15 protein-coding genes are annotated in these 12,796 nt (G+C 58.5%); 9 read left to right on the top strand and 6 right to left on the bottom strand.

Features of this window, described 5'->3' with window-relative positions:
* The first annotated feature begins 70 nt into the window (after positions 1–70).
* The 3 genes from PTZ19_RS00490 (at position 71) to PTZ19_RS00480 (ending at position 2,429) form a co-directional block, all read left to right on the top strand.
* Positions 71–1,000, top strand: coding sequence for an NAD(P)-dependent alcohol dehydrogenase (locus PTZ19_RS00490; protein WP_276351476.1), 930 nt, complete (start codon positions 71–73; stop codon positions 998–1,000).
* A 135-nt stretch (positions 1,001–1,135) separates the two neighbouring features.
* Complete coding sequence (locus PTZ19_RS00485) at positions 1,136–1,945, top strand: helix-turn-helix domain-containing protein (RefSeq protein WP_276351475.1); 810 nt, start codon at positions 1,136–1,138, stop codon at positions 1,943–1,945.
* Between the two features lie 73 nt (positions 1,946–2,018).
* Complete coding sequence (locus PTZ19_RS00480) at positions 2,019–2,429, top strand: VOC family protein (RefSeq protein WP_276351473.1); 411 nt, start codon at positions 2,019–2,021, stop codon at positions 2,427–2,429.
* A gap of 607 nt (positions 2,430–3,036) precedes the next feature.
* Here PTZ19_RS00480 and PTZ19_RS00475 read toward each other — a convergent pair.
* Positions 3,037–3,315, bottom strand: coding sequence for a DUF2653 family protein (locus tag PTZ19_RS00475; protein WP_276351472.1), 279 nt, complete (start codon positions 3,313–3,315; stop codon positions 3,037–3,039).
* Positions 3,316–3,321: 6 nt separating this feature from the next.
* A complete protein-coding gene (locus PTZ19_RS00470) occupies positions 3,322–3,765 on the bottom strand; it encodes a hypothetical protein (RefSeq protein ID WP_276351471.1) in 444 nt (147 codons plus the stop codon).
* 153 nt (positions 3,766–3,918) lie between these two features.
* Here PTZ19_RS00470 and PTZ19_RS00465 point away from each other — a divergent pair, with 153 nt between their 5' ends.
* Positions 3,919–4,479, top strand: a complete 561-nt coding sequence (locus PTZ19_RS00465; protein ID WP_276351470.1) for a DUF309 domain-containing protein — start codon at positions 3,919–3,921, stop codon at positions 4,477–4,479.
* Positions 4,480–4,558: 79 nt separating this feature from the next.
* On the opposite strand, the gene PTZ19_RS00460 is transcribed toward PTZ19_RS00465, so the two are convergent.
* The gene (locus tag PTZ19_RS00460; protein WP_276351468.1) at positions 4,559–5,125 is read right to left on the bottom strand and encodes a dihydrofolate reductase family protein; all 567 of its coding nucleotides are present in this window, start codon (positions 5,123–5,125) and stop codon (positions 4,559–4,561) included.
* A gap of 23 nt (positions 5,126–5,148) precedes the next feature.
* Positions 5,149–5,622 (bottom strand): VOC family protein, encoded by a 474-nt coding sequence (locus tag PTZ19_RS00455; protein ID WP_276351467.1) that lies wholly within the window; start codon positions 5,620–5,622, stop codon positions 5,149–5,151.
* Positions 5,623–5,720: 98 nt separating this feature from the next.
* On the opposite strand from PTZ19_RS00455, the gene PTZ19_RS00450 reads away from it, so the two are divergent.
* Entirely contained in the window at positions 5,721–6,191 is a 471-nt protein-coding gene (locus PTZ19_RS00450; RefSeq protein WP_276351465.1) for a winged helix-turn-helix transcriptional regulator, read from the top strand.
* 94 nt (positions 6,192–6,285) lie between these two features.
* Here PTZ19_RS00450 and PTZ19_RS00445 read toward each other — a convergent pair whose 3' ends face one another.
* Complete coding sequence (locus PTZ19_RS00445) at positions 6,286–6,864, bottom strand: beta-class carbonic anhydrase (RefSeq protein WP_276351463.1); 579 nt, start codon at positions 6,862–6,864, stop codon at positions 6,286–6,288.
* A gap of 31 nt (positions 6,865–6,895) precedes the next feature.
* Positions 6,896–7,240, bottom strand: coding sequence for an iron-sulfur cluster biosynthesis family protein (locus PTZ19_RS00440; protein ID WP_276351461.1), 345 nt, complete (start codon positions 7,238–7,240; stop codon positions 6,896–6,898).
* A gap of 118 nt (positions 7,241–7,358) precedes the next feature.
* On the opposite strand from PTZ19_RS00440, the gene PTZ19_RS00435 reads away from it, so the two are divergent.
* From PTZ19_RS00435 to PTZ19_RS00420, 4 genes are all read left to right on the top strand, one after another.
* Entirely contained in the window at positions 7,359–8,891 is a 1,533-nt protein-coding gene (locus PTZ19_RS00435) for a carboxypeptidase M32 (protein WP_276351459.1), read from the top strand.
* 173 nt (positions 8,892–9,064) lie between these two features.
* Positions 9,065–10,576 (top strand): methyl-accepting chemotaxis protein, encoded by a 1,512-nt coding sequence (locus PTZ19_RS00430; RefSeq protein ID WP_276351456.1) that lies wholly within the window; start codon positions 9,065–9,067, stop codon positions 10,574–10,576.
* Positions 10,577–10,712: 136 nt separating this feature from the next.
* A complete protein-coding gene (locus PTZ19_RS00425; protein WP_276351454.1) occupies positions 10,713–11,276 on the top strand; it encodes an outer spore coat protein CotE in 564 nt (187 codons plus the stop codon).
* Between the two features lie 224 nt (positions 11,277–11,500).
* Positions 11,501–12,703, top strand: a complete 1,203-nt coding sequence (locus tag PTZ19_RS00420) for a putative amidoligase domain-containing protein (RefSeq protein WP_276351453.1) — start codon at positions 11,501–11,503, stop codon at positions 12,701–12,703.
* Positions 12,704–12,796: the final 93 nt, after the last annotated feature.

Here is a 12,796-nt window from a genome sequence, read left to right as displayed (position 1 = left end):
ACTTAAGTATCTACCCCGCCGTGCCGGCAGGCAGGTATACTGATCGCAAATGCGTTCCAGGAGGACGAACATGAAAGCGATCTTATGCACCCGGTACGGATCGCCGGACGTGCTGCAACTTGCGGACATCCGGAAGCCGACGCCTAAAGACCATGAAGTGCTGATCAAAATCCATGCGACGACCGTGTCCGCCGGGGACCTCAGGGTGCGGGGCTTTCACAGCCCCCTGCTCATGTGGATCCCCATGCGGCTTTTTCTAGGTTTGCGCAAACCGAGGAATCCGATCTTGGGCGCTGAAATCGCGGGAGAAATCGAATCGGTCGGCAGCCGGGTCTCCCGATTTCGTCCGGGCGACCGGATCTTCGCGCTAACCGGGTTAAGACTCGGAGGGTATGCCGAATACACGTGCCTGCCGGAAAAGGCCCTAATCGACGCCAAACCGGGAAATCTCGGTTACGATGAGGCCGCCGCGATCCCGTTCGGGGGAACCACCGCGCTGTACTTTTTGCGGAAAGGGAATATCCGTAAAGGATGCAAAGCGCTGATTTACGGAGCTTCGGGAGCGGTCGGCACGTCCGCCGTGCAGCTCGCCCGACATTTCGGCGCGGAAGTGACCGCGGCGTGCAGCGCCGCGAATTTCGATTGGGTACGGTCCCTTGGGGCCGATCGGGTGATCGACTATACGAAGGACGATTTCTCGCACGGCGGAGTTCGGTACGATCTGGTTTTCGACGCCGTCGGAAAAGCCGATAAGCGGACTTGCAAACAAGCGCTGGCCCCGAACGGGAAATACGTGACCGTCGACGGGCAAGGCATCGCCAAAGTGAAAGCGGAAGACCTCGCGTTCCTAAGGGAGCTTGCCGAAACGGGAACGTTCCGGCCGGTCATCGACAGGCGCTATCCGCTGGAGCGGATCGCCGAGGCCCACCGGTATGCGGATACCGGGCGCAAGCGGGGAAACTTGGTCGTGACGGTGGCGCGATCGAACGAAAACGACTGAAACGGCTGCATGAAGAATCGAATCGCGACAATCAAACCGACCCGCGCGCCGCCGCGCGGTTTTTTTCTTTTGGCGCGGCGAAGCCGGCTGTGCTAATCTGGACATGTAAATCATCCCAGCCTGACGGAGGACATGATGGACGATCCGCGCGCGGAGATTGCCGAGTCGATATCGTACATGCAGCGCAATCTCTATGAACCGCTTACATTATCAGATATCGCGAGGCACGTCGGCTACAGTCCCGCCCATTTTCTGCGCCTGTTCAAATCGCAGACGGGACTGCCCCCGCATTATTACCTTTCTTCCGTCCGGCTTCAGCGGGCGAAAGACTTGTTGTTGCATACCCGTCTGCCTGTCCGGGATATCGCCCAAGAAATCGGCCAACAGAGCCTGGGCACGTTTACGACGCGGTTCACCGAGAAAGTGGGCGTCACGCCGGCGGGTTTTCGGAACCAGCTGGACACGACCGAAAGCCAGCTGGATCTGCTCAAGCGGCTCGAAGAGGGGGAATATGCCAAGCAGATCGGCATCCAGCGAGGAGCGAAGGTGGCGGGGCGCGTATTCGCGGAAACCCCGTTCGAGGGCATCGTCTTCATCGGCTTGTTCCGCAAGCCGATACCGGAGTCGTTTCCCGTTCACGGCACCCTGCTTCTGTCCCGGAGAGATTATCAATTCACGAATGTCCGTCCGGGCATTTACTTTCTCATGGCCACCACCGTCGCATGGGGGATGAAATCCAAAGAGATCCTGCTGCCGAAAGCCACGCTGCGCTCCCGCCGGCACGAACCTTTGACCGTCGGAGCAAGCGAAGACGCGATCCTCCGGAACGTGACGCTTCACGCTCCGCGATTCGACGATCCTCCGATCTTGATTTCCTTGCCGCTTCTGATGAGCCGGTTCATCGCGCGGACGAATCCGAACGGATGTGCGCATTTTCGCAATTGAAGAGAAACCTTCGCCGGCAACATCCTCTAGAATAGACCCGTGCCTATTCAATATCGAAGAGAGGATGTCGGTCATGGGAGTATTGCGGCCTTACATTTCATCGACGGATGCGAGAAGTCAAGCGCAGTTCTATGCAGGCGCGCTGGGAGGAGAAATCAAGTCGGTCCTGACGTACGGGCAGGCGATGGGTTCCGGACACGACCACAAGGACAAAGTCATGCACTTGTGCGTGCACGTGGCCGGAGACAACGCGATATTCATGGAGGACGCATTGGACCCCATCAGGCCCGGCGACGGCATTTCGTTTAACGTATCGTACCGGAAAGAATCCGAAGGCCGCGCGGCTTTCCTGAACCTGGCCGCGGACGGCGAGGTCAAGTCGCCTTATGAGCTTCAGCCGTTCGGGATTTTCCACGGCATCGTGAAGGATCGGTACGGGATCACCTGGATGATCACGGCCGACGAACCGGATGAAAAACGATAATCCGAATGGGAGGAGCGTAATTTGGAAATCACATCAAACATAATATTTGAAAGGTTGATCAGTTGAGCTCTCTGCAAAAAAACTACGGTTGACTAATTGACATACAGAAGATTGGCCTTATGCCGATCGTTACGGACACCACAGCCGTTATTGGAGCAATGTCAACGTTTTTCAAATCGTAACGGACAACACGGACCTTAAGCGCAACACTTCGCTGCTAATCAGCGGTATTTTTGCTGAATAAGTGCAATCGTGTCCGTTAGAATACGATAGGTTGAGGAATGCCCCCGATAACGTCCTCCGTGTCCCTTAAAAAGTGTTTGTTGGTATAGTTTGCATTCTTTTGGCGGCGATCATCATTGGTTTCATACGATCCGAGACTTTATTGAAACAAAAACACGTTGCCGAGATGAAACGCATCATTGAAGACCGAGGTGGACGAATCGAAAGCTACGAAAAAGTGAGTTTAAAGGAAAGTCCATTTGACAGTGCTAGTTCAGGTAATGTGATTTACATGATTACTTATTCGTGAACCACAGCCTGCCGAAGTTTCGATTGACAAAAACACAACCCCCGACCCGGTTATACCGGATCGGGGGTTGATGCTTCATTCGGCGATGTCCGCCCACATCTCGTCTTCGACGTCGAACGTGATGTCGGAAGGGTAGACGCGGCGGCCATACTCCTTTTCCACATAGCGCATGACGGCTTCTTTCATGTTGGCTTCGATCAGGAAGCGGCTGCGTCCTTGCACCCACACCTCGGCGGAGAAGCCTTGGTCTTCGTCGTACAGCAGTTCCGTTTGGATCGACTCGATCGGCACCTCATGCCGTTCCGCGAGATGCAGGCAAATCGCGTTGACGATCTCGTCCATGGTCAAGCGCATATCGGCTTACCACCTGCGGCCCTGGTTCGGGTAATCCGGACGGGGCGGATCTTGCCGCCTGCGGAAGAACAAGGCGCGGATCACCGCGATCAAGAGGATGATCCCGATGACGTTCACCATGAAGCCGAGCACGTTGCCCATGAAGCCCATGCCTCCGAACATGCCGCCGAACAGCATGCCCGCGAGTCCGCCGACCATCATGCCTTTCCAGAAGCCGCCGCCGCTGAAAAACCCGCGGTTCGCGGTCGAGGCCGCAGCCGACGTGCCGGTCGTGGATTTGGACGTCGTGCCGTTATTCACCGAGCCTTGCGACTTGGACGGCGTCTTGGAGTACGATTTTACCCCGGAGCTGAACGAACGGGGCTTCGCGTCCGCGTGGCCGGCCAGCGGAGCCGATACGGCGAACACGAACGCGAACAGACTAAGAACCAGCAGAGCTTTTTTCCACATGAAGGACGTTCCCCCTGTTTGTCGGTTGTTGATGGGTTTGCAATCGGTAATACGAAGGGCGCGGATCGTGGTTTCAAGAAATTTCGGATGCCGGATCGTTTTTTTTGCGTTATGCTGAAGGCGAACCAGATGCAAGCGAGGAGAAGACCCGACATGAACGTTCCCGACACGGCGCAGTCCGTTCCCTATCCCCAGTCTTATCTCCGATACTTGGCGGAATACCACGGCTCGCGGGATTATTTCGAATGCCACGAGATCATGGAAGAATACTGGAAAGAGCAGACGGGCTCCCGGTACGAGGGGAGCTGGCTCGTGCTGATCCGCGTCGCGGTCGCGAGCTATCACGCCCGGAGAGGCAATTGGGCCGGCGCGCGCAAAATGATCGCCAAAGCGGCGGACGAGATCGAACCGGCTCGGATGAACGAGTTGGGATTAGACGGCGGACGTTTGGCGGAAATGCTGAGACGGGCCGCGCGCGAGTGGGCAGAGGGGGATAGCCGGACGTTCCGCGACCTGGAGCTTCCGATCGCCGACCCGGCTCTGCTTCGCGAATGCCGGCGCATTTGCTCCGAGAACGGGTGGAGCTGGCAGCCCCCGGTCCAAGACGTGCCTTCCGAAATCGTGAACCGCCATCTGACCCGGGACCGCAGCGGCGTCGTCGAAGCCCGCCGGCAAGCTGCTTACCGGAAGAAGAAGGGCAGGGAAAAGGACTGAACCCCGAGGTTCAGTCCTTTTGTCGTTCAAAAACGATTTTCTAAGCGGTACTGGTCGGATCACGTAACCGAGCGATCCGCTAGGACGTTTTTTTCCGATAATCCAGTTCGATCACGCCGTTCGAATAGGTTCGGTGACTCGACAATTCCAATTCGAGCTTCGTTTCGGCCGTATCGAACAGTTTGTCGCCGGAAACCACGACGGGATGGATGAACAGCCACAGGTCGTCGAATAAATCATGACGGATAAATGCTTGCCAAGTTCTCACGCCGCTTTCGACGGAGAGGTTTCCGGTTTCTTGCTTCAATCGGGCCACTTCGCGAACCGGGAATTCCCGGTTCGCGTAGAGAATCGGTTGCGAATTTCTCCAGACCGGCTCGAGGGGAGAGCGGGAAAGCACGTATTTGGGCTTGTCGTTTATTTGCCTGGCGATTTCGCGTTCGACGCGGGAGTCCGAAAACGTTTCCGCATGCTGCCAATATTCCGCCATGGAAACGTAAGTTCCGCCTCCGACGACGATCGCGTCCACGGTCCGGTAATACGCCAAGTACCGTTCCAGCATCTCGTCCGTCATGGACATCCAGGACTCGACGTCCGATACGACGCCGTCCAGAGACATATGCAGGGTCAAAATCGCTTTTCCCATTCGGGTTCCTCCTTGAACGCGGATCACAGTCCGGCGTACGCCCTCTTTAATGTCTCGATGTCGATTTTCGTCATCCGATCGATCGCTTTCATTACCCGTCGGGATTTATCGGGATCGGGATCGTTGACCATCCCCCAGGCGATCGCGGGATTGATCTGCCAATACACCCCGTATTTGTCCCTCAGCCACCCGCAAACTTCCTTGACGCCGCCTTCCGAAAGCTCTTCCCACAGCTCGTCGATCTCCTCCTGCGTCTGGCAGGTCACGTACAGGGAGATACCGTCGCTGAACTTGAAAGACGGCCCTCCGTTAACCGCGATCATCTCCTGACCGTCCAACTGGAACCGGATCGTTCGCACGGTGCCGGCAGGTCCCACCTCTCCTTCCGCGTAACGGGTAACGTTCAGAATCCGGGAATTCCTGAATACCGAGACATAGAAACGCACCGCTTCTTCGGCTTGATGGTCGAAACAGAGATGGGGAGTGATTTTCGGCATGGCAATGGTCGAGATGGGAATTCCTCCTTTATTTCACTTTGATGATGATAGTAATATAACACACTTCACTTCGATAATCAAAGTGTTATAATGGAGACATGAAAAGAGAAGAGAACAAATCCCGCTGTCCGATTAATTTCACGGTCGAAATTTTCGGCGACATCTGGTCGCTGCTCATCATTCGGGACATGATCGCCCTTGGGAAAAAAACGTACGGCGAATTCCTGGATTCCGCCGAACGGATCGGCCCCAGCGTATTGGCGGACCGTCTGGCCCACTTAGAAAGGAAGGGCATCATAGCCAAAAGAACGGACGAAGCCGACAAGCGGAAATTCATCTATTCGCTCACGGAGAAGGGCCTGGACGTCATTCCCATCGTTTACGAATCGGCCGTATTCGGGTCCCGGCACAGCCCGGATCCGGATGCGCCCGACGTCTGGTTCGAATCGCTGAAGCACGATAAGGAAAAAGTGCTGAAGCTGTGGCGCGAAGCCGTCGTTTCCGGCAGCTCTTTCTTCAACGGCCCCGACAGCGTGGTGAGGAAACTGAATCTGGCATCGGGGGATTGAAATGCGAACAGCCCTCCCGGCTTCCCGGAAGAGCGGGAAGGGGGAGGGCTGTCCGAATCGAGTACGAACCGGAATCGGCTGAAACAGGGGAAGGTTAAGCTTCTCCTTTTACGTAATCATAACCGTTCGCCACGAGCTCGAGCTTGCCCGTTTCCGGATGGATGATCAATCCGTGCACCGGCGTGTTCGGAGGCAGCAGCGGGTGGTTGCGGACGATGTCCGCGCTGTTCACGACGCTCTCCTGAACGCTGTTAAAGCCTTGCAGCCAGCGTTTGAAGTCGACGCCGGAATGCTGAAGCGTCTGGATGACGTGATCGGGCACGCCGCGCTCGATCATGTGTTCCACCACTTGTTCCGGGTCGATCGACGCCATGCCGCACTCGTGATGGCCAATGATAAGCACTTCGCGCGCGTTCAGCTCATACAGCGCCACGATGATGCTGCGCATGATGTTGCCGAACGGGGCCGTGATGATGGCGCCGGCGTTTTTGATGATCTTCGCGTCGCCGTTGCGCAAGTTCAGCGCCTTGGGCAGCAGCTCCGTGAGCCGGGTATCCATGCAGGTGACGATGACCAGCTTCTTGTCCGGAAAACGGGTCGTCAAATATTTTTCGTATTCCTTACGCTCGATGAATTGTTCATTAAACGACATGATTTCATCCAATTTGCGCATGCTCATACCTCCATTTACGAATTCTTTTGCGTTAGGCGTTCGCCGCGGCTTCATGGCGGCGGTCGGCCAGGATCAGCCGCGAGGTGTAGATCTGGCTGTCGCTGGATAGCCGGAAGCTGCGGTTGTCCGATCGATAATCGATGCGGAGGGCGTCCTCGAAAAATAACGCCTGCCGCGGATCGATCGACAGGGCGAAAGGCTCGCTTTCCGCCGTTTCGTGCCCCGGCGCCGGCGCGTCGACTGCCCAGAGAGCCGGTACCCCATTCACCGCGCAGCCGCATCCTTCCGTGTCGTAGACGAGCCGAAATCCGGTCACGTCCGGTCCGTACCGTTCGCGAAGCTGCCGGACAGCCTCTTCGCTCCATGCCATTTTCATGCCCTTACCTCCTCGTCCATCCGGAAAACGTGCCGAATGGAGTCAAGTCAAGTTGATTATAGATTTTGCGATGGGTATGATCAAGGGGACACCTTATTTTGGGAAAGGGCGGATCAAGGTGACCAAACAGACGCCGCAAGCCGGCGCGGCATTGAAGCGTTTTCGCGAATTGACGGGCAAAATCAAGCATTTCGAAGAAATATTGGGCGTCGTTTACTGGGATATGCGGACGGGGGCTCCCCGCAAAGGAATCGATCTGCGCTCGGAGGCTTATGGGGACCTGTCGGCCGAATCTTTCCGACTCGCCACGTCCGACGAACTCGGAGAGCTGCTGCAGAAGCTCTCGGAGCCGAAAACGTTCCAAGGCTTGGGCCGGGTCGACAAACGGCTGGTGGAAGAAGTGAAGAAGGATTACGACCGCAACCGCAAAATTCCCGCGGAGCTGTACCGGGAATACGTCGTGCTGTCCTCGCAGTCCGAAGCCGCCTGGGAAGCCGCGAAAGAGAACAACGACTTCGCGGGATTCGCGCCGTATTTGGAGAAGGTCATCGATTACAACCGGCGGTTCATCGAGCTTTGGGGGCCGAAAGCCACGCCGTACGATACGCTTCTCGATCTCTACGAGCCGGGGATGTTCACGGAAGATCTGGACCGGCTCTTCGGCGAATTGAGAAGCCGTCTCGTGCCGCTGGCCGAAGCGATCGCGCGGGAAGGGGATCGTCCGGACACGTCCATGCTCGAGGGCACGTTCGACAAGGAAGCCCAGAAAGCGTTCAGCCGCTTTATCCTGAACGAGATGGGCTACGATTTCGAGGCCGGCCGGCTGGATGAAAGCGTCCACCCGTTCATGACCGGTCTCAATCCCGGCGACGTGCGGATCACGACGCGTTTTTTGCCGAACGATATCATGAGCGCCTTGTTCGGCACGATCCACGAGGGCGGGCACGCGCTGTACGAGCAGAACCTCGATCCCGAGCTGTTCGGCACATTGCTGTGCACCGGGACGTCCAACGGCATCCATGAGTCCCAGTCCCGCTTGTGGGAAAACATGGTCGGACGCTCGCTCGGATTCTGGCAGCGTTATTTCCCGGAGCTCAAGAAATTTTTCCCCGGCAAATTCGAGAACGTGCAGGCGGAATCGTTCTATCGGGCCATCAATCGCGTCGAGCCTTCGCTGATCCGGATCGAGGCCGACGAACTGACGTACAACCTGCATATCATGATCCGTTACGAGATCGAGAAGATGCTGTTCAACGAAGGCTTGTCCCCTCGCGAGCTGCCGGAGGTGTGGAACGCGAAATACGAGGAAGCGCTGGGCGTCGTCCCGCCGAACGATTCGGTCGGCGTGCTCCAGGACGTCCATTGGTCCGGCGGCTCGTTCGGCTATTTCCCGTCCTATTCGCTGGGGAATATGTACGCGGCGCAAATCATGAACGTCGCCAAGACGAGGCTTCCCGTCGAGGAGCAGATCGCGGCGGGCCAGCTGCACCCGCTGAAGGAATGGCTGACCGAGCAGGTTTACCGCTACGGCAAATCGCTCAGCCCTTCCGAACTGATCCTCCGGATCAGCGGGGAGGAGCTGAAGTCGTCGTACCTGTGCGAATACCTGGAAACCAAGTACCGCGAAATCTATCGCTTGAACGTCGTATAGCGTTTGCGCGGTCGCGCAAAATCGAGCCGGTATCCCGCAAGGGACGCCGGCGATTTTTTTGCGCCCGCAATGTCGAATTTTGGAGGATTACGGAAAATGGCGTCGAATTGGAAATACAGCTTCATGAAAACGCGTACAACGCTACGAAAATCGGAAGGAACGGGGTTGGGGCAATGAATCGGACAGCATCGGAATCCTTATTCTCAAGAACGCCTTACGAATCGCTCAGCATGGAAGAGAAGGATCTGCTTCGCCGCAATTTCGTCGTTTTGATCGCCATGGCCGTCTCGTCTCTTATGGTGATCGGCAGTATCGCCAGCATGGGGGCCGCTTCTTCGGACGGCAGCGCCGCCATCATGTTCATCCAGCCGCTGACCACGATCGTGCTGGCCGGTCTGCATTACCTCCGAAAAGGGATCCGGGTTTTCGGATACGCGGCGATCGTGCTCGTGCTGCTCACCAACTTGAACACCACGCTGCAAACTCCCGCGCTCTATAACATTCAGTCGGTTTATTATTTGGCCGCCATGTCGCTGATCTTCATGAACTTGCCGATATTGCTGATCGGTTCGGTCGGCGGCCTCGGCGTCATCCTGTTGATCTTGTTCGGGCAGCAAGACCAGTTGCACGTAACAAGCGACGATCAATTCACATATTTGCTGCTTTACTTGCTGATCTCCATGCTGTTCTTCTGCCTCTACATCGTATCCCGCAGGCTGATGCGCAACATGGAGGAATCCCGCCGGCAAACCGAAACGCTGCTCCGCGCCCAAGAGGAGCAGAAGCAGGCGCTGATCGGAAGCGCGGCGGCCGTTAACGAAAAGATGAAGGAAATCGCCGGCATGGGCGCCGAAAACAACCGCATCTTCGACGAGATGAGCGGCGCCTTCCAGGAAATTTCCGCGGGAGCGGGACTGCAGGCAGACTCCGCTTCCACCATCAGCGAGTCCGTGCAACGGTTGAACGCGTTCGTCCAAGAGATGTCCGTTTCCAACGATACGCTGCTCGAACGGGCGGGCGACGCGGCTCGGTTGTCCCAAGACGGACAGGGCCACATGCAGGACCTGGCGGATATTTACGAGTCGTTCAAATCCGAAATGGGAGATTTGACTTCCCGGTTCGCCGAGCTGACTTCCCAATTGGAGGAAACGGGCAAGATCAGCGATACGATCCAAGAGATCGCCAACCAGACGAACCTGCTGTCCCTCAACGCGAGCATCGAAGCCGCACGCGCGGGCGAGCAAGGCCGGGGCTTCGCCGTCGTCGCAGGCGAGATCCGCAAGCTGGCCGACATGACCGCCCGTTCGGCGGAATCCATTTCGATGCAGATCGTCGATTTCCGGAATCGCACGGAGGTCACCCGCGAACGGCTCGATCAAGCGGCCCGGGGCATGCAGCATACGGAAGAGGTTCGCGAGCAGGCGGCGAAGGCGTTCCATGCCATCGCTTCCGCGGTCGAAACGCTCAAGCGGCTCACCGACCGCCAGAACGAAATGATGGACAAGCTGGGGGAGCAGGCGGGTCAGATCGGGGATTCCACGAGCCACTTGGCCTCGACCAGCGAACAGGCGTCGGCTACGCTACAGGAGCTGACCGCCACGCTTCAATCGTTGTCCGAAATGAACCGGGTCAGCCTGGAGCGCATCCGCCAAGCCGAATCCAACCTGCAGGAAATGATCCGTTAAAGCCGAAGTCTTCTTCTCTTCCCGCGATCATATTCTATAGCTTGAAAGGGTTTGTGCATGGATACATTTTTGTCACTCTAGACGAATGTCCTGCATAGACTTAGATTGAATTGATCGCATGGAGGAGGTCTACCGAATGGCTATTGCGGATAGACGGCTGCAGCGGAGGGAAATCATCACGAAAGCGGTATGCGGCAAAGGCCGGAAGTTTTCGACGGTAACCCACACCGTAACGCCGCCGCACCATCCCTCCAGCATTTTGGGGGCATGGATCATCAACCATCAGTACGAAGCCGTAAGATCGGGGGACGGCATCGAAGTCATCGGTTCCTACGATATTAACATCTGGTATTCGTACAACAAGAACTCGGAGACGGACGTCGCCAAGGAAACGGTGAACTACGTTGAACTCGTTCCCCTGTCTTACGTGGATCCGAAACACCGCCCCAATTCGGTGGAAGTAACCGCGGAAGCCACCCAGGAACCGAACTGCGTGGAAGCGTCGGTGGCCGGCGGGGGTTCGAGCGTCCAGATCCGGGTGGAACGCGAGTTCGCCGTGGAAATGGTTGCGGAGACCAAAGTGAACGTCCTGGTCGATCCGACCGCCTACGACGACGACAAAGACGAGGATTTCGGCCTCGGCGTGGACGACGGCGATTACGAGGATCTCGATTCCGACTTGCTGGAAGACGATCTGTAACCCGCCGGGTGCGGGTCGGTACTTAAGCTTATGACAACGCGGGCGCGAAATCGAGGGCGGATGCCCTTTGGCATCGTCGGGAACGGCCCATTTTGCGGGAAACGTTCCGCGGATGGATCGCCGTTCGGGATGGGAAAAGGGAAGGGTCATTCGGCTTCGGCGTATACGCGCCGGCGGGACGGCCCTTCCCGTGTTTTTGCGCCGACGCGTGAGGAGGCGTGGCCTTGAAAGCCGGAACGGAATCGGGAAACGCCGCGGCGCGGCTGTCTTCGGAGACTGCGAGGCGTCTGGAGCGGGAAGGTTTGAAAACCGCGGAAGGGGGGCGGGAGGGCGTCCGCGCGTTCACCGTCACGGTGATCGATCTCCATGCCACGGATGTCCGGCGCCTCTACGGGAACCGAAGGTTATCCGGCGGGGCGGAGCCGGACGACCGGCTCCGGAAAATAGCGGCCCGAGCCGCGGCGAGGGCGTTATACGTGCTAGGCCGGGATTTCGGACAAGTCGTCGTCGTGACGGACGAGAACGGCCGGCCGGCCGTCGCGGGCGTATCCGGGGCGCCGCGGCCTTCGCCGGGGGAAGGACGGCGCCGTACGGCGGCTGCCGCCGCGATGCGGGAGACGCGTCTGACGATGGAAAAGGAAGGCGTCAGGGCGGTGCTCGGCGCCGATCCCGAGTTCGTGCTGCGGGCCGGGGACGGCAAGTTGGTGCCGGCTTCCCGTTATCTCCCCCCGGGCGGCGCGGCGGGGTGCGATTCCGTCGTGCGCCGGGGCATCCGGCACTGGGTGCTCGCCGAGCTGAGGCCCGCTCCCGCGGAAGAGCCGGCCGAGCTCGCGGCGTCGATCCGCCGGCTGCTGGCGGCGGCCGCGAGGCGCATCGGCACCGGCGCCGACCCGGCGTGGCTCGCGGGCGCCTGGCCGGTGCCCGGCCTTCCGCTCGGCGGGCATATCCACTTCAGCGGCGTCGCGCTCACGGGCGAGCGTCTGCGGGCGCTCGACAACGCGGTCGCGCTGCCGCTGCGGCTGCTGGAGCCGCTCGGCGCCGCGGCGCGCCGCCCGCGTTACGGCGCGCTCGGCGATTTCCGGCGCCAGCCGCACGGCTTCGAGTACCGCACGCCGCCGAGCTGGCTCGTTTCCCGCCGGTTGGCCGCGGGCGTGCTGGCGCTCGCCAAGATCGCCGCCGAACACTCGGGCGAGCTGGCCGCCGGACGTCCGCTGGACGACGACCGGCTGCGGGACGCGTTTTACGGCGAAGGCGAGGAGGAGATGCTCCGGTCTGCCTTCGGGCGTTACTTCGAGACGATCCAACGCACGGCGGGGTACCGGAAATACGCGCGGGAAGCCGATTACGTGTTCCGCGCCGTAGCGGATCGGCGGCAATGGGACGAACATGCGGACATCCGCGCCAAGTGGGGCCTCCTTACGGAATAGGGGGCCCCATTTCCGCATTCTATTCGCCGCTTTGATAGGGTTGCAGGGGCAGTTGTGTCGGAAAGTTACATAACTCCGCCGCTTTGACGGGGT

This window comes from Cohnella caldifontis (assembly GCF_029360585.1).
GTDB classification, from domain to species: domain Bacteria; phylum Bacillota; class Bacilli; order Paenibacillales; family Paenibacillaceae; genus Cohnella; species Cohnella caldifontis.
This window is presented reverse-complemented; position numbering and strand designations above follow the sequence as displayed.